16 protein-coding genes and 1 pseudogene are annotated in these 16,764 nt (G+C 62.1%); 8 read left to right on the forward strand and 9 right to left on the reverse strand.

All coding sequences use genetic code 11. The features are described from left to right. The first annotated feature begins 1 nt into the window (after position 1). The 3 genes and pseudogenes from QM716_RS06815 to QM716_RS06825 all read left to right on the forward strand — a co-directional run bounded on the left by QM716_RS06815 (position 2) and on the right by QM716_RS06825 (position 3,091). Positions 2–1,387, forward strand: coding sequence for an MFS transporter (locus QM716_RS06815; protein ID WP_283303399.1), 1,386 nt, complete (start codon positions 2–4; stop codon positions 1,385–1,387). A gap of 21 nt (positions 1,388–1,408) precedes the next feature. Continuing rightward, positions 1,409–2,607 (forward strand): annotated as a pseudogene (locus QM716_RS06820) (FAD-dependent monooxygenase). Between the two features lie 115 nt (positions 2,608–2,722). After that, a complete protein-coding gene (locus QM716_RS06825) occupies positions 2,723–3,091 on the forward strand; it encodes a hypothetical protein (RefSeq protein ID WP_283303401.1) in 369 nt (122 codons plus the stop codon). A 95-nt stretch (positions 3,092–3,186) separates the two neighbouring features. Here the strand turns inward: QM716_RS06825 and QM716_RS06830 are convergent, their stop codons facing one another. The 3 genes from QM716_RS06830 to QM716_RS06840 form a co-directional block, all read right to left on the reverse strand. Beyond that, the gene (locus tag QM716_RS06830; protein WP_283303403.1) at positions 3,187–3,504 is read right to left on the reverse strand and encodes a hypothetical protein; all 318 of its coding nucleotides are present in this window, start codon (positions 3,502–3,504) and stop codon (positions 3,187–3,189) included. 62 nt (positions 3,505–3,566) lie between these two features. Then, positions 3,567–4,751 (reverse strand): phytanoyl-CoA dioxygenase family protein, encoded by a 1,185-nt coding sequence (locus QM716_RS06835; protein ID WP_283303405.1) that lies wholly within the window; start codon positions 4,749–4,751, stop codon positions 3,567–3,569. Positions 4,752–4,846: 95 nt separating this feature from the next. After that, positions 4,847–5,842, reverse strand: coding sequence for a Gfo/Idh/MocA family oxidoreductase (locus tag QM716_RS06840; protein WP_283303407.1), 996 nt, complete (start codon positions 5,840–5,842; stop codon positions 4,847–4,849). A gap of 80 nt (positions 5,843–5,922) precedes the next feature. Here QM716_RS06840 and QM716_RS06845 point away from each other — a divergent pair, with 80 nt between their 5' ends. Then, positions 5,923–6,963 (forward strand): Gfo/Idh/MocA family protein, encoded by a 1,041-nt coding sequence (locus QM716_RS06845; RefSeq protein WP_283303409.1) that lies wholly within the window; start codon positions 5,923–5,925, stop codon positions 6,961–6,963. On the opposite strand, the gene QM716_RS06850 is transcribed toward QM716_RS06845, so the two are convergent. Continuing rightward, positions 6,960–7,736 carry a TIM barrel protein gene (locus tag QM716_RS06850; protein ID WP_283303411.1) on the reverse strand — a complete coding sequence of 259 codons (777 nt, stop codon included), beginning with the start codon at positions 7,734–7,736 and terminating at the stop codon, positions 6,960–6,962. The two genes, QM716_RS06845 and QM716_RS06850, sit on opposite strands and share 4 nt — an antisense overlap. Further along, a complete protein-coding gene (locus QM716_RS06855; RefSeq protein WP_283303413.1) occupies positions 7,733–8,758 on the reverse strand; it encodes a Gfo/Idh/MocA family oxidoreductase in 1,026 nt (341 codons plus the stop codon). Before QM716_RS06855 ends, QM716_RS06850 begins: the two co-directional genes overlap by 4 nt. Before the next feature lie 121 nt (positions 8,759–8,879). On the opposite strand from QM716_RS06855, the gene QM716_RS06860 reads away from it, so the two are divergent. The 4 genes from QM716_RS06860 (at position 8,880) to QM716_RS06875 (ending at position 12,974) form a co-directional block, all read left to right on the forward strand. Then, positions 8,880–9,875, forward strand: a complete 996-nt coding sequence (locus tag QM716_RS06860; RefSeq protein ID WP_283303415.1) for a LacI family DNA-binding transcriptional regulator — start codon at positions 8,880–8,882, stop codon at positions 9,873–9,875. A gap of 159 nt (positions 9,876–10,034) precedes the next feature. Next, positions 10,035–11,036 carry a substrate-binding domain-containing protein gene (locus tag QM716_RS06865; protein WP_283303417.1) on the forward strand — a complete coding sequence of 334 codons (1,002 nt, stop codon included), beginning with the start codon at positions 10,035–10,037 and terminating at the stop codon, positions 11,034–11,036. Positions 11,037–11,099: 63 nt separating this feature from the next. After that, positions 11,100–12,158, forward strand: coding sequence for an ABC transporter permease (locus QM716_RS06870; protein WP_283303419.1), 1,059 nt, complete (start codon positions 11,100–11,102; stop codon positions 12,156–12,158). A 3-nt stretch (positions 12,159–12,161) separates the two neighbouring features. Then, positions 12,162–12,974 carry an ATP-binding cassette domain-containing protein gene (locus QM716_RS06875; RefSeq protein WP_283303421.1) on the forward strand — a complete coding sequence of 271 codons (813 nt, stop codon included), beginning with the start codon at positions 12,162–12,164 and terminating at the stop codon, positions 12,972–12,974. A 58-nt stretch (positions 12,975–13,032) separates the two neighbouring features. On the opposite strand, the gene QM716_RS06880 is transcribed toward QM716_RS06875, so the two are convergent. The 4 genes from QM716_RS06880 to QM716_RS06895 are packed head-to-tail and all read right to left on the reverse strand — an operon-like array spanning position 13,033 to position 16,725. After that, positions 13,033–14,034 (reverse strand): Gfo/Idh/MocA family protein, encoded by a 1,002-nt coding sequence (locus QM716_RS06880; RefSeq protein ID WP_283303423.1) that lies wholly within the window; start codon positions 14,032–14,034, stop codon positions 13,033–13,035. Then, positions 14,031–14,897 carry a TIM barrel protein gene (locus tag QM716_RS06885; RefSeq protein ID WP_283303424.1) on the reverse strand — a complete coding sequence of 289 codons (867 nt, stop codon included), beginning with the start codon at positions 14,895–14,897 and terminating at the stop codon, positions 14,031–14,033. Before QM716_RS06885 ends, QM716_RS06880 begins: the two co-directional genes overlap by 4 nt. Then, the gene (locus tag QM716_RS06890; RefSeq protein ID WP_283303426.1) at positions 14,894–15,934 is read right to left on the reverse strand and encodes a Gfo/Idh/MocA family protein; all 1,041 of its coding nucleotides are present in this window, start codon (positions 15,932–15,934) and stop codon (positions 14,894–14,896) included. Before QM716_RS06890 ends, QM716_RS06885 begins: the two co-directional genes overlap by 4 nt. Then, positions 15,934–16,725, reverse strand: a complete 792-nt coding sequence (locus QM716_RS06895) for an SDR family oxidoreductase (RefSeq protein ID WP_283303428.1) — start codon at positions 16,723–16,725, stop codon at positions 15,934–15,936. Before QM716_RS06895 ends, QM716_RS06890 begins: the two co-directional genes overlap by 1 nt. Positions 16,726–16,764 lie beyond the last annotated feature (39 nt).

Raw genomic sequence — 16,764 nt, forward strand, 5'->3', positions numbered from 1 at the left:
AGTGACATTTCCCCGAGGGCTGGCGTTGCTCGTGGCAGCAGCGCTGTTCATGGAGATGCTCGACGCGACGATTCTCGCAACGGCGCTGCCGTCGATTTCCCTATCCTTCGGAGTCGATGCCGTCGACGTCAATGTCGCTGTTTCTTCGTATCTCTTGGTGTTGGCAGTCCTGATTCCGGCGAGCGGATGGATGGCCGACAGATTCGGAACGCGGCGGGTGTTCGTCTCTGCCATAGCCGTTTTCACTGTGGCATCGGTGGGATGTGCGCTCAGTACGTCCCTCCCGATGCTGGTGGGAATGCGCGCACTACAAGGGGTAGGCGGCGCCATGATGGTGCCGGTGGGGCGGCTCGCAGTATTGCGGGTGACGTCGAAAGCGGAACTCGTACGGGCCATCGCCTACCTGACGTGGCCGGCGCTCACAGCGCCGGTCCTCGCGCCCGCTGTGGGTGGAGCCATCGTGTCGATCGCGTCGTGGCGCTGGATATTCCTGATCAACGTTCCGATCGGGATCGTCGGGTTTCTCCTGGCATTGCGCATGGTGCCCGATATTCGGGAAGCGCAGAAACGAAGCCTCGACTGGCTGGGTCTGGTGGTGATCGGAGCAGGCGTCGCTGTACTCGTTGTGGCACTCGACAGCGTGCTCAGTTCCGGGACCGATTGGATTCGAGTGGGCCTCGGTATCGTTGCGGCTCTGATCTTGTTGAGCTTGGCCGTCATTCACCTCCTCCGGTCGGATCACCCGCTCATTGCGCTCGGGGTCCTCCGGCTCCGATCGTTTCGGATTGTCGCGTCGAGCGGCTCGCTGTACCGGCTCGTGATCATGGGCGTGCCGTTTGTGCTGCCGTTGTTGTTCCAAGTGGGATTCGGAATGTCGGCGTTCAAGTCAGGTCTGCTGGTGATGGCTCTGTTTGTGGGGAACATCGCGATCAAACCGCTCACCACTCCGCTCATGCGCAGGTTCGGGATCAGACGAGTTCTGGTGGGAAACGGCGTTCTGTCGTTGGTGTGCTTCGCTGCGCTGGCGCTGATTTCGTCGTCGACACCGCACGTAGTCATCGCCGTCGCGTTGTTCTTCAGTGGAGCTCTGCGATCCATCGGGTTCACCGCGTACAACAGCTTGGCGTTCGCCGAGGTCGACTCGGGGGAGCTGACCGATGCCAATACCTTGCATGCAACGCTGCAGGAGCTGGCGTCCGGTCTGGGTATTGCGCTGTCCGCGTTGGTGATCACGCTCTGTACACCGCTGGCCGAGTCCGGCGATTTTGGCGGAGGAGTGCCGTTTTCGCTGACGCTGGGTGTTCTCGGACTCATGCTGGTGCTGACGGTGATCGAGAGTTGGCGGCTCCCGCACGGTACAGGCGCTGCGGTGTTGGAGCGCCGATAAAGTGCCGGACCAACTGGACTGATGCTGGCAGGCGAGCTCCGGCTACACGGCGTCGACGTCGTTGTCGTTGACAAGGACGAGGAGCCGACCCGGTTCGTCCGTGCCCTCGGCATTCACGTCCGCAGCATCGAAATCATGGAACAGCGCGGGTTGCTGGACAGATTCCTAGTGCATGGCCGCAAGTACCCGCTCGGCGGATTCTTCGCGGGGATCAGCAAACCAGCACCCGCTCACCTCGATACTGGGCACGGATACGTATTGGGCATAGCTCAGCCCGAGATCGACAGAATGCTTGCCGAACACGCCACCGACGTCGGCGCGGACCTTCAGCGAGGGAAGCGCGTCGCCGCAATCCGTCAAGACAGTGACAACGTCACAGCGGAATTGTCAGACGGCACAACACTTCACGCGCGCTACCTCGTAGGCCGTCATACCCGCGGCCGAAGTTGCCGACGGTCGCGCGGTTCCGACACCCTCGACGACATCAAGCAACAGCTAATAGCCATTGCCGGCACCGACTTCGGTGTGCACTCGCCGCGGTGGCTCTCGCGCTTCGGTGACGCCACCCGTCTGGCTGAGCACTACCGGGGTCACCGGGTGTTCCTCGCCGGCGATGCCGCTCACATCCACCCACCGGTGGGTGGTCAAGGCCTCAATCTCGGTGTCCAGGACGCATTCAATCTGGGCTGGAAGCTTGCCGCCGAGATCAACGGCTGGGCGCGGAGGGCTTGCTCGACACTTACGAATCGGAACGGCGTCCGGTGGCTGCCGACGTACTGGACAACACGCGTGCGCAGGCGGAGTTGATCTCCGCCGCCGCCGGCCCGCAAGCTGTCCGTCGCTTGGTCTCCGAGTTGATGGAATTCGAGGACGTCAAGCGTTATCTGACCGAGAAGATCACTGCGATCTCGATTCGCTACGACTTCGGCGAAGGCGACGACCTACTCGGTCGAAGGCTGCGGGACATCGCGTTGACGCGCGGCACCCTGTACGACCTGATGCGCACCGGCCGTGGACTTCTGCTCGACCAGGGTGGCCAATTGTCGGTCGACGGTTGGAACGACCGTGTCGACTACGTCGTCGACACCAGCGCTGAATTGGACGCTCCGGCCGTTCTGCTTCGACCGGACGGTCATGTGGCATGGGTCGGGGATATGCAGGCGGAGTTGGATACTCAGCTGTCCAAGTGGTTCGGTCGGCCAGCGAGGGAGCGCGCGTGACTCCTCGGTTTCGGCAACCGAGCACAGAGACGCCTCGGACGCTCTACCGTTGACGACTATGAGGCGAAGGTCTGCACAGATTGCGGCTGCGGCAGCGGGCTCTGTGGGAGCGCTGATGCTGACAAGCTGTACCACTAATGTCGATGTGCCGAAAACCTTTGCCGCCACATTGACGGTGACCGGTCAGGCAGAGCAGATCGAGGCCGGCTCTGGAGAGTGCGTGATCGACACGATCCGTGTGGCTCCGAACGACCAGATTCAAATCTTCGGGGGCAGTGGCGCTGCGTCCGCTAGGTCGACACTCGAGGTCGAGGCAATCGATCAACTTCCTGACGGAATGAGCAGCTGCTCCTACACCGCACATTTTGATGCCATCCCCGCAAACCAGAGAAACTACGAGGTGAGCTTGGGCCACTTTTCTCCGAAGTCATTCAGCTCGGACGAGTTGGAGAACGGCGTCACCTATCAACTGCGCCGGCCCTGACTGAACCAGTTCTCCCTCGCCCACATTGTCGAACAGTAAGTTCCCTGTGCTGCACGTCCAAAAACAGATAGGGCATGTTGAATCCGGTGCGACTTTTACTCAGCTCGCTTGCTGGCCCCGCCGCCTCCGCGCTCTCGAGCCTTACCAGGGTTGATGTGGAGCCGAACACCCTCGTAGGTGACTGTGTACGGCACGTCGTCGTCGTTGTCCGGGTCGCCGGAGTCCGCAGGATCCGGCAGTTCCGCGATCTGTTCGATGACGGTCTGGGCTCGCGCAGCACCGGGATCGAACATCTCCTGAAATGGCCCGACGAACGAGCCCCCGAGCCCGCGGCGCTTCGCCCGAACAGCGGCCCAACCGAACACCGCCAACGGGCCGAACATGGCGAACAGTACTAACAAGTCCCACCCCATGCCCACAAGCGTACCGACTGACCGGCATTAAGCGGCCCACGCCTCTTCAGCGCTGCCGTCCCTCAGCTCATTCGTCTCTCTGACTGTGCCTTCAGTAGATCGGCCAGTCGACCAGGTGCGATCCGCTCGCGAACCGCCTCTGTCACAAGTTCAGCCTGCGTCTGAGGCGCGAGGCCGTCGATCGGTTGGTCGCGGTCCAGATTGGTCGGGAAGGCGTAGCCCTCAGCGGAGGCGGCGACGGCCCAACGAACGGACTCGTCGGAACCTGCTTCGCTGAGGGCTACCAGTGCCGGATAGATCGCGTTGACGAGCGCCTCCCGGTCGATGGTTCCGAGGGCGCGACCGAAAGCCGACGACACCTGGAGAAGATTTGCCATACGCAGAACGTCCGCAGACCTGTTGTGGCCGGCGGCGTGGAACAGTGCAGGGTTGAAGAAGACGGCATCTCCTTTCTCCAAAGGTAATTGGACGTAGTTGGCTTCGAAGAATTCCCTGAACTCGGGACGCTCGAACGCGAGGTATCCGGATTCGAATTGCTGGGAGTACGGCAGATACTTCGTCGCCCCCGTCTCGACCGGCATGTCCACATGTGCGACTGCACCTTGCAAGGTGAGGGCAGGGGACAAACGGTGAACGTGCGCCCGGAACTTCGCAGCGACGTCGCTCGACATGAAGCCGAGGTGGTAATCGCGATGCGGGTTCTGGGCGGCGCCACCAGGATTGACGACGTTGACGTCCGACGTCACCTGGTACATGGGGCCGAGCCACGCTTCCGAAGCCAAAGCGAGAATGCTGTTCGAGTAGTAGTCGACGTAGGCACTGGGATCTTCGAGCGCCAACTTCAGCTGTGCGCCCCAGATTCGGTCATTGGCTCCGGGTTTGGCGAAGTGATCTCCAGGCACTGCGCCGGATTCGTGTTGGCGCGCAATGAGTTCACGAAAGACCGCGTTAGCGCGATCCAGTATCTCCGCGTCGAACGCGCCTTGAAAGACTGTGATTCCGGGGCCGGTGAGTAACGCCCGGGCGATCTCGTCTTGGATCTCGGCCCGGATTTCAGGATTCGACGATTGCTCGACCAGTGCTTGCGAGCGGTACAGAAGTACGCCGTCGGCCACTGAATGGGCGTATGGGTAATCGGCCAGGTTTGTGTCGTGCGCGACCAAAGCGGCGAAGTCGTCGATGTTGCAGTCTTCTCGGTGCAACCTACCCGCGAAAGGCACGGTGTGGTCGGTCAGCGGTTGAGTCATTCGGGGACCTTTCCTGCGGGTTCACAAGGCGTGGTACCTCAAAGACTGCCAAGGCGAAGCCATCGAAACTACCCCTGAAATCCATCAAAAAGCCCTCAGGAACTGTCCCTCACGGGCTCGACCGAGACAGTTGCTCCCTCGGAGCACATCGACTTGATCACGGCAGCTGCCACGAGATTTGCCCGTAGGCCGTCCGCTGCTGTGGCCAACGTCGACGGTCTTCCGGCGCTCAACGCGTCGATCCACTCTTGAAGTTGGCGCCGATACGACTCGGCAAAACGCGGAATCCAATCCGCCGCATAAACGTACGAGTGTGATCGATCCGCGTCGGTGTGGATGACCACAGGTTCGGCGAGACGAGCTGCGCCGATTTCGCCCACGACCTCGCACCGAGTGTCGTAGCCGTACCGCGCGTTGAGAAAGACCTCGACCGTGGTGAGTACGCCGTCGGCGGTGCGCAGCATGATCATCTGTGGATCCTGGCGATCGGTCACCAGCGAGCTGGAACGTCCGCAGTGCCAACTGGCCGCAACGACGGGGGAGTTCAAGATCCACGGCACGATGTCGAGTTCGTGAATCGCGGAGTTGGTCACCGTGGATTCCGAACTGCCACCCGGGTAGGCGCTGACTGTCCGACTCGAGCAGTGCACGATCAGTGGGTTTCCGATACGACCTGAATGTGTTTCGGCCTTCAGCGCCACGTATCCCGGATCGAATCGACGCATGAATCCGACGCTCACCAGCGGACTTTCGGGGTTCTCGGCCGCGACGACGCGTCGGCAGTCCTGTGCTGTCACTGCGAGAGGCTTTTCGCACAGAACCGGCTTTCCGGCTTCGATCGCCGCAAGGGCGAGGTCGGCATGCGTCGAATCGTGGGAAGCGATGACTACGGCGTCCACCTCGGTGTCGTTGATCAGTTTCACCGGATCGGTCACCCACCGTGCTCCGACTGCCGACGCTACCGATCCTGCTCGCTCCCGATCGAGGTCTGCGACCACGGAGACCGTTGCCCCAGAGACCGTGGAATGCAGATTGTGGACGTGGTCGGCGCCCATGACGCCGGTTCCGATCACACCGACACGAATCGACATGGCGTTCCTACTTCCAGAGAGTTTAATTGGACAACATAATGTCCTTACATATTTCGAGATTCGACTCTACAGTTCGACGCATGACTTCTTCTACAGTTCTGGAACTCCCGCGCACCCGGGTCCCCGATCCGATCGACGCCCCGACTTTGCGGTGGGGGATCCTCGGGCCGGGTTGGATTGCGCAGCGCTTCGTGCAATCCCTGCAGACCAACACGACTCAAGATGTGACGGCCGTTGCTTCGCGCGGACTCGGCCGTGCTCAGGCATTCGCGGATCAGTGGGGAATCCGACGCGCTCACGGTAGCTACGACGCTTTGCTTGCGTCCGAGGAGGTGGACGTCGTCTATGTAGCAACGCCGCACACAGCCCATTTCGATTGTGCGATGGCGGCATTGGATCACGGCAAGCATGTCGTGATCGAAAAACCACTTGCCTTGAACGGAGCGCAGGGGCGTGCCATTCAGGAGAGGGCAACGGCGCTCGGATTGTTCTGTATGGAGGCGATGTGGACGGCGTTCCTGCCCAAGTTCGACGTGATCGACCAGGTCCTTGATGCTGGACTTCTGGGAACCATACGTACGGTTCTGGCCGATCACGGCGAACGGTTCGAGACCGATCACCGTATTTACGATCCGGCGCTTGCGGACGGGCCACTTCTCGACCTCGGGACCTATCCGGTCAGTCTGGCGCATCGAGTGCTAGGTGTTCCGAGTACGGTTTTCGCGCTCGGCCAGCCGGCGACCGGCCAAGTGAACGGCCAGATTTCCGCGGTGCTCTCCTGGGCCGGTGTGGCTCAGGCCAGTTTGAGCACCACAATCCTCGCTGACACACCCAACACTGCGTCGATCTGCGGTGACAAGGGGATGATCGTTCTGGATTCGACGTTCTATCGTCCCGGCGCGTTCACAGTCCGGTTCGGTGACGGAAGATCTGCGCGCTACGACGACCCGGTCGACGGATACGTCGGCGGTCTCGCGTTCGAGGCTGCCGAGGCCGCGCGGAGGATCACCGCCGGGGATGTCGACTCGCCGGTCCATCCGCTCGACGCGGCTGTTGCGACGCTCGACATCCTCGACGAGATCCGCCGTCAGGTAGGGATCACGTTCCCTGGGGAGGCCTAGAGTGTGAAGGCCTTCCGGAAGGCAGCGAGTGCGGTGTCACTGTCTCCCGACGCCCAGCCCTCCAAACCGATTGTGCCGGTGTATCCCTGGTCGGCGAGAACGCGTGCAATGGCGGGGTAGTTGATCTCGCCGGTTCCAGGTTCGCAGCGGCCTGGTACATCGGCCACCTGAATCTCTCCGATGTTGTCACCACAACGCCGCACGAGTTCGATGAGGTTCCCTTCGCCGATCTGCGCGTGGTAAAGGTCGAGCATCATCTTGAGGTTCGGGTGTGAGACGGATTCCACCAGTGCCAGAGTGTCTTTGGCGCGGGCCATCGGTACACCGGGGTGATCGACGATCGTATTGAGGTTCTCGAGGCAGAAGACAACTCCGGCGTCTTCGCCCAGTCGTGCGATCTTCTCGAGCGCTCGGCCGGCGGTCAGCCACATCGCTCCGGTAGTTCGATACTGCGGGCGCGCGGCCTGCCCGTCGATCAGCTCACCGGTATGGAAGTTCAGCCGTGGAACGCCGAGTTTCGCTGCCGGAGCGAGGCACAGCTGCGCCGTGCGTACCAGTTCGGCGCTGCCCGCCTCGTCGAACAAATCGCCGTGCAGGTAGCCGGTCATCGAGGAGAATTGAGCTCCGGTGGCGACAAGAGCGTCGAGGTCCTTGTCCTGCCAACTCCAGATCTCAGCCGCGAACCCCGCCTCCGAGATCCGCCGAACACGCTCGACGACCGGGAGTTCGGTGAACGTCATTTCGGCGGAGACCGCCAAGTCGAAGGGGCTCACCGCGACACCGACAGCAACGACACCGGTAGCCCGGTTTCTACGGATTCTTTTGCAGCCAAGGAAATTTTCAGCGCATTGCGGGCATCGAGACCGCCAACCGACGGCGCAGTACCAGAGCGGACGCAATCGGCGAAGTGTTCCAGCTGGGCGACATAAGCGTCATGGAACAGTTCGATGTTCACCCGAGGTGTGTCGGCCAGAACGCCCGGTGAGCTGTAATGGCGCATCGCGGTCCGCGTGACCTCGCCTGCACTCACCATTCCACCGGAACCGAAAACTTCGCCGCGTACGTCGTAACCGTAGGTGGCCTGGAAGTTGGCCTCGGCCGACGCGAGGGCGCCGTTGTCGAAGCGCAACTGAACCATCGACGTGTCGAGGTACCCCTCCTCCTTGTACTGCGGATGGATGAGAGCATCGGCCTGCGCGAACACCTCGACGACGCGTGCCCCCGGGTTGAGCCAGAGCAGAGCGTCGAAGTCGTGAATCAGCGTCTCGTTGAAGATGGTCCACGGCTTGACCCGAGCAGCGACGTCGGCGGTGATGCCCGGATCGCGGGTCAGAGAACGCAGTAGCTGCGGGGTCCCGATCCCGCCGGCAGTGATCACTTCGTGGGCCGCCGCGAAATCAGCGGCGAAGCGCCGATTGAAACCGACCTGCAGCGCAACGTTGTTCGTGGCGCATGCGCTGATTGCGCGATCGGCGTCCTCGAGCGTCAAGGCCATCGGCTTTTCGCAGAAGACATGTTTGCCGGCCTCCGCAGCGGCCACCACGAGATCGGTGTGAGTTGGTGCGGGCGTACTGATGAGCACCGCTTCGACGTTCGGATCGGCTATCAGCTTGAGGGCATCGGTGTACGCGCGAGCGCCAGGACTGACGCGCTCGATCAATGACGCCGCAGCGTCCGGGGCGGGGTCGGCGACGGCGACGAGACGGGTAACGGGGACGCGCAGCGCGACGGACTCGCCGTGGAAACGGCCGATCCATCCGGCGCCGATGAGACCGACTGCAACAGAGGCAGACATGGGGGCTCCGTTCGGAGTGAGAATGATGAACTAGATCGTTCTAGTAGTGCCAGTAAAGCGCCGGTTGCGGCGCGCGTCAACGCTTGTGCAGGTATTGGCTGGAACGATCTAGTCTGTTGAGGTGAACAGTCGACGCCCGACCTTGCAGGATGTTGCCGATCTGGCGGGAGTGTCACGCGCATTGGTGTCCATCGTCATTCGTGACGTGCCAGGGGCCAGTGATGCGACGCGTGTACGAGTCAAGGCGGCCGCGGACCGACTCGGCTATCGACCCGACAACGCGGCGCGACTGCTGCGTCAACATCGCAGCCGCTTGATCGGCGTCAGTTACGTTGCGGCGCAAACATTTCACGCGGAACTGCTCGACGAGATCTACGACGCAGCCGAACGGTTGCGCTACGACGTCGTTCTCAGTGCCGTCTCGGCCCGCAGGCCAGGCTTGCGTGCAGTGCGCACCCTGCTCGACGACCGATGCGAGGCGATCTTGCTGTTGGGTTCACAGGCACCGGAATCGGAGATCGTCGACCTCTCCGGCAAGGTTCCCGTTGTCGTGCTCGCGCGGAAGATGCTGTCAGCGCATGTGGACGTTGTCCGCACGGACGACGAGGCGGGCGCCGTGATGGCCGTGAATCACCTCGTCGAGCTCGGGCACCGTTCGATCGTTCATGTCGACGGCGGGCGCGGCCCCGGCGCTCAGGAGAGGCGTCAGGGCTACCGGAAAGCCATGTGGGCGGCCGGCCTGGAACCGCGGATCCTTCCTGGCGGGCTCACGGAGGAGTTCGGCGCAGATGCCGCGCGGTCGATGGTCGAACAACGGCTTCCGAGTGCGGTCTTCGCTTTCAACGATCGCTGCGCGCTCGGAGTTCTCGACGTCTTCCTGCGTGCCGGGGTCTCGGTGCCTGGCGACGTCTCCGTGATCGGATTCGACAACAGCGCATTGGCCGGCTTGGCGCACATCGAGCTGACCAGCGTCGGGCAGGACACGGCGTTTCTGGGCGGCGCAGCGGTGGAGCGGATCTCCGAACGTCTCGACGGCGGAAGTGGACTCTTGGGCAAGGACATAGTCGCGCAGCCACAACTAGTGGTTCGAGGTTCAACTGGACCGGCAGTGCGTTGACCTGGCGTTTCCACTGCATTCGGTCGTCCGATCTTTGATAAGCAGTCCTAATGTCAGAACAAACTATTGACATTCGACTGTGACGGGTATTACATCTTTCACATACAACCGAGCACCATCCGTTCGCGGGCCGTTGGTTGATGTCGAGAGGGAGTTCACATGTCGTTTCTCACGGGACGCAAGAGCGTTGCCGTACTGGCCGGAGCCTCAGTCGTGGTCTTGGGTTTGGCCGCCTGTTCAAGCACCGGCGGAAAGCCGGATTCCTCCGGATCCGGAATGGGCGCGGGTACGGCGGACACGCCCCGAGCCACCATTGCGATGATCACCCACGAAGTTCCCGGTGACACGTTCTGGGATCTGGTGCGCAAGGGCGCTGAAACCGCAGCGGCGAAGGACAACATCGAACTTCGGTACTCCGCCGATCCCGAGGCACCCAACCAGGCAAACCTGGTTCAGAGTGCGATCGACAGCAAGGTCGACGGGATTGCCGTCACCCTCGCGAAGCCCGACGCCATGGTTGCAGCGGTCCAAAGTGCCACCGCCGCGGGCATTCCGGTGGTCGCCCTCAACTCAGGCCTCGAAACCTGGAAGGACATGGGCGTCAAGGAGTACTTCGGTCAGGACGAGTCGATTGCCGGTGAAGCTGCGGGCGAGCGACTCAACACCGAAGGCGCGACCAAGGTGCTGTGCGTCATTCAGGAGCAGGGCAACGTGAGCCTCGAATCACGTTGTGCCGGTGTGAAGAAGTCGTTCAAGGGAACAACGGAGATTCTCAACGTCAACGGCAAGGACATGCCGTCGGTGGAGTCGACCATCACCGCGAAGCTTCAGCAGGACCCGGCAATCGATCGAGTCCTCGCTCTCGGTGCGCCGTTTGCATTGACCTCCGTGACGTCGGTCGACAACGCAGGCAGCAAGGCGAAGGTGGTCACCTTCGACACCAACGCGGCCCTCGTCGACGCCATCAAATCCGGTGACGTGCAGTGGGCAGTGGACCAGCAACCCTTCCTGCAGGGCTACCTCGCCATCGATTCGCTGTGGCTCTACCTCAACAACGGCAACGTGATCGGCGGCGGCTTGCCGACCCTGACCGGACCCGCGTTCATCGACAACACCAACATCGACTCGGTCGCCGAGTACGCCAAGAACGGAACTCGCTGATCCGGGCGCACGGAGGGCTGAGAATCCGCCCGCCGTGCGCCTGTCCAGCACGGAAGGGAAATCATGTCCACTCAGGCAGATCTCGACCTTGCCGCCCACAAAGTCGTGACCGATGAACGGGTGAAGGAGCAGAAGCGCATTCAGCGTCTGTTGCTCCGCCCTGAGATGGGTTCACTTGTCGGCGCCATCGCCATCTTCATCTTCTTCTGTATCGTCGCGGCACCGTTCCGTACGCCGGAAGCGCTTGCGACAGTGCTCTACTCCAGCTCCACGATCGGCATCATGGCTTGCGCGGTCGCCCTGCTCATGATCGGCGGCGAGTTCGACCTCTCTGCCGGCGTCGCTGTCACCACATCCTCGCTGGCAGCGTCCATGATCGCCTACAACCTGCACCTCAATCTGTGGGTGGGCGCAATTCTGGCGCTGGTCGTTTCGCTCGCGGTCGGATTCCTCAACGGTTACCTCGTCATGAAGACGAAGATTCCCAGCTTCCTCATCACCTTGAGTTCGTTCCTGATGCTGACCGGCATCAACCTGGCCGTCACCAAGCTCGTGAGTGGTCAGGTGGCCACACCAAGCGTCTCCGACATGGCCGGATTCGATTCCGCCAAAAAGGTATTCGCGTCGTCTTTCTCGGTCTTCGGCGTGTCCGTCAAGATTACCGTCGTGTGGTGGCTGCTGTTCACCGCGATTGCCACGTTCATCTTGTTCAAGACCAAGATCGGCAACTGGATCTTCGCGGTCGGTGGCAATCAGGACAGCGCACGCGCGATCGGTGTGCCGGTGACGGCAGTCAAGATCGGTCTGTTCATGACCGTCGGCTTTGCTGCCTGGTTCGTCGGCATGCATCTGCTGTTCTCGTTCAACACCGTCCAGTCCGGTCAGGGTGTCGGTAACGAGTTCCTGTACATCATCGCCGCAGTCATCGGCGGTTGCTTGCTCACCGGCGGTTACGGAACCGCGATCGGCGCTGCGATCGGCGCATTCATCTTCGGCATGACCAACCAGGGCATCGTCTACGCAGGCTGGAACCCGGACTGGTTCAAGTTCTTCCTCGGCGCCATGCTGCTGTTCGCGGTCATCGCCAACAACGCATTCCGCAACTACGCTGCGAAAAGGTGACACATGAGTACCACAGCTGAAGTTCCCGCCCTCTCGAACTCGGGAGGCAACGTGCCACTGATCGAGCTCAAGGACGTCGGTAAGCAATACGGAAACATCATCGCGCTCAAGGGAATCAACCTGCGCGTCGGCGCGGGTGAAGTGACCGGCGTGCTCGGTGACAACGGCGCAGGCAAGTCCACGCTGATCAAGATCATCGCCGGCCTGCACCAGCAGAGCGAAGGTGAACTGCTCGTCGACGGCGAACCGACGACGTTCCACTCTCCGAAAGAGGCCCTCGGCAAAGGCATCGCGACGGTCTATCAGGACCTCGCCGTCGTGGCGCTGATGCCGGTGTGGCGCAACTTCTTCCTCGGGCAGGAACTGCGTAAGGGCGGCTTCATCAAGTCGCTCGATGCCAACGCCATGCGTGCGACGACGCTCTCGGAACTGTCGAAGATGGGCATCGAACTGCCCGACGTCGACGCACCGATCGGCAGCCTCTCCGGCGGTCAGCGCCAGTGTGTTGCCATCGCCCGCGCCATCTTCTTCGGCGCGCGCGTGCTGATTCTCGACGAGCCGACAGCAGCGCTCGGCGTCAAGCAATCAGGAATGGTGTTGCGCTACATCACCGCTGCCAAGGAACAGGGATTCGGCGTCATCTTCATCACGCACAACCCACACCACGCGTACATGGTCGGCGATCACTTCGTACTCCTCAACCGAGGACGGCAGAAGCTCGACGCCAAGTACGACGACATCTCGCTCGAAGAACTGACCAAGGAGATGGCAGGCGGCGACGAGCTCGAGACACTGACCCACGAGCTTCGCCGCTAGATCAAATCCTCACGACTACTGCCTCGGTTCGATTCGAACCGAGGCAGCAGTCGTTTCGTCAGAGGGTGGTAGTCGGCCGAACCCCGAGGCCGGAATGCATGTACGCCTCGTCGATCATCGCCATGTTGGCGACCGCGTCGGCCGGGCCGATGGGAAGTGTCGAGTCCCCGGCCAGATGATCGGCCAGGGCCTCGAGTTGGTAGGTGTACGACGACGTCGTACCCAGATGCTCGACGATCGTGCGCCCACCTGCCGTGACGGAGACGCGGTCGTCGACGTCCGGCTGCAGGAAGTTGTGCACCAGGACGTCTCCTTCCGTCCCGAAGACTCGGAAGGTGAAGTGATACCGCTCGTCCAACATCGTGGTCACCACGGATGCCACAGCGCCGCCCGGATACTCGAGCTCGATGTCGAACCACGAATCGACTCCCGGAACGTATTCCTCGTGGCGTGTCTCGGTCACCACCGGCGTTCCACCACACACGTCACTCAGCATCCGGGAAGCATGTAATCCGTAACAGCCCAGGTCCATCAGCGACCCACCCGCCAGGGCGAGTTCCCACCGCGGATCCGTCTCGGCGGGGGTCGGCATCCGCAGTACCGTTTCCACCCGAGTTACCTCGCCGACGACGCCGTTCCGAACCAGATCCAGCAGGCGCCGGTTCACCGGATGAAAGAGGTAGTGGAAACCCTCGAGCAGCGTCACTCCGCTCACGCGTGCTGCCTCGGCTACCGCCTGTGCTTCCACTGCGTTGCTCGAAAACGGTTTCTCCGTCAGTACGTGTTTGCCGGCCTGAATGGCGGCGAGATTCCACGGTCCGTGCAGGCTGTTGGGCAGTGCGTTGTAGACGACGTCCACCTCCGGATCCGAGATCAGTTCCGCGTACGAACCGACCACCCGCTCGATCCCGTGTTGTGCCGCATAGCCTCTGGCACGCTCGGAATTGCGTGCGGCAACGGCCACCAGGCGGTGCCCGGTGGCCGTTGCAGGTTTGATCATCGCGTTCTCGGCGATACGTGAGGCTCCCAGAATGCCTATTCTCAGCGGGGTAGGCGTCACAGAACCGACCGCAGATACTCGACGCTGGCTCGCACGTCGCGCACCGGTCCCTCGTCCGATGGCGCCTCGGTCAGGATTGTGTCCTGCTCGAGCACGTACCACCCGTCGAAACCGTGTCGCTGCAAGATGGCCGTGACACCGGCGATGTCGACGTCTCCACCACCGAGCGGACGGTACATTCCCGCCTTGACGCCGTCCGTGTAGGTGAGCTCGCCACTGCGAACGCGTGTTGCAAGGGCATCGTCGACGTCCTTGAGATGTACGTGAGTAATGCGCTCGGGAGCTTGACGCGCCAGGTCGACCGGATCGGTCCCGCCGATCAACAGATGGCCGGTGTCGAGACACAGCGGAATGGCCGAGCCGTCGAGCACGCGCAGGACCTCGTCGCGCTGCTCGATCATCGTTCCGACGTGAGGGTGGACGACTGCTCGAATGCCACGCTCTGCCGCGGCATCGGTGAGCCGATCGAGATTGTGCAGCAGGGTTTTCCAACTCTGCTCGTCCAATTCCGGACGTGAATCGTAGCCGTCGGAACCCGTCGCGGCAGCGAGTACCAAAACCTCGGCACCCGAGGCGACAAAACCGTCGAGGATCGGGGAGATGCCTGGCACCGGATCATGATCGTGATCGTGCAGCAGAACCGGTGCGAATCCGCCGACTGCGCTCAGGTCGTGATCTGCGAGCACCTTGGCCATGTCGGCGGGTGCTGTCGGCAGAAAGCCCTCCGGGCCGATTTCCGTTGCCGCAAGACCGACTTCGCGCATTTCACGGAGAACCTGCGCGGGGTCGAGCTGGTAGCCCCAACCCGGGACTTCACACACACCCCAGGAGATCGGCGCGCCGGCGATGCGGGGAGTGCTCATGTGTGTGCCTCATTCTTGTGGTGAAGGAACAGATCTTTGACTTCGGTGATCGCCACGGGCCTACCCTGGCGCAGTGAGTACGTTGCAGCTTCGGAAATCCAGGCCGACTCGACCGCATCTGCCGGCGTACACGGTGATTCCCGACGCCCGGCGACAACGCCGAGAAATGCTTCGAGTTCCCCACGGTAGGCGGAGGTGAAGCGGTCCATGAAGAACGTGTACGGCTCCTTCGAGGGGAACGAGATTCCGGGGTCGAGCGAGCGGAGCGGCAAACGGTCGTCGAGTCCCGCAGCGACGGAGTCTCTCGAGCCGAGTACCTCGAGCCGGCAGTCGTGGCCACGGCCGTTGTAGCGAGTATTCGACACGACCGCGATGGTCCCGCCTTCGAAGGTGAGAACCGTTGCAGCGGTGTCGACGTCACCGGCATCGGCGATCGCGCGATCACCCTGGTTCGAGCCGGTGGCAAAAACCGTGGTGACTTCGCGGCCGCTGACCCACCTGACGATGTCGAAATCGTGGATCGAGCAGTCGCGGAAGATGCCGCCGGAGTGTTCGATGTAGGAGATCGGTGGGGGAGCGGGATCGAGGGTGGTCGATCGGAGAGTGTGGATCCAACCGAGCTCTCCGGATCGAACCGCGTCGTGCGCCGCCACAAATGACGGATCGAAGCGGCGCTGAAATCCGATCTGGACCGGTACCGAGGTCTGCTCGACAGCCTCGAGTACACGAACAGAAGATTCGATGGAGTCGGCGACCGGCTTTTCGCAGAACGTCGGGATTCCTCGGCGGACAGCGGCTTCGATCAAATCGGCATGTGAACTCGACGACGCGGCGATCAGAACGCCGTCGACTCCTGAAGCGAACAGTGCGTCGGGATCGGCAGCGAACTCTACGTCGAGTTCGGTTGCCACGTCCGAGGTTCGGCGCGCGTCGGCGTCGGTGACCACCAGCGAGTCGACGCCGTCCATCGCAAGCAGGTTTCGGGCGTGGTAGCTGCCGATTCTTCCGAGCCCGATGACTCCGATGCGAGCGCCCATCAGTCCAGCCCTCCGAAGACGTTCTGGTCCCAGTCGATGATCGAACCCGTCACGACTCCGCTGCGATCGGAGAGCAGGAAGACGACGAAGTCGGCGATTTCGTCGACCTGTCCGAGCTTGCCCATGGGGAGGGTGCTGCCCGCACGTTCCTGCCAATCGTCACCGGCGTCGTGAAAAGCTCTCTGCGTGAGGTCTTCTCCCTCGGTGTGTGTCCACCCGATGTCGAGACCGTTGATCCGGATACGATCCCAGCGATGCGCATGGGCGGCGTTGCGGGTCAGCCCCGCCAGCCCGGCCTTCGCTGCCACGTACGGCGCGAGATACGGCTGCCCACCGAGTTCGGACGTGGAGATGATGTTGACGATGGACCCGGGGGCCGCACGCTCGCGCATGTCTTTGACTGCTGCCTGCATCGTGAAGAACGGACCGCGAAGGTTCACAGCGATGTGCTGGTCGAAGAGTTCTTCGGTGGTGTCGAGCAGCGTGCCGCGCGAGGTGAGCCCGGCAGAATTGACGAGGGCATCCACGCGGCCGAAATGTGAGATCGTCTCGGCCACGCTGGCGAGCGCGGAATCCGTTTGCGCCACATCGGCTTCGATGAAGTGGGTTCCTGGAAGTTCTGCCTCGAGAGTCTTTCCGACGTCCGGGCGTCGGCCGGTGAAAGCCACCTGAGCGCCCTCACGGACAGCGGCACGCACGACGCCGGCACCGACGCCTTGTGAGCCACCACTGACCAGTACGACAGTGTCGGCTAGGAGTGCGGGCCTGATTACGCCCGGCGGAGAAGTCATGGGTTTAGTCTGGCTGTGACGAAGACCTCGAGCAACAGC

Source organism: Rhodococcus sp. IEGM 1409 (assembly GCF_030056735.1).
Classification (GTDB): domain Bacteria; phylum Actinomycetota; class Actinomycetes; order Mycobacteriales; family Mycobacteriaceae; genus Rhodococcus_F.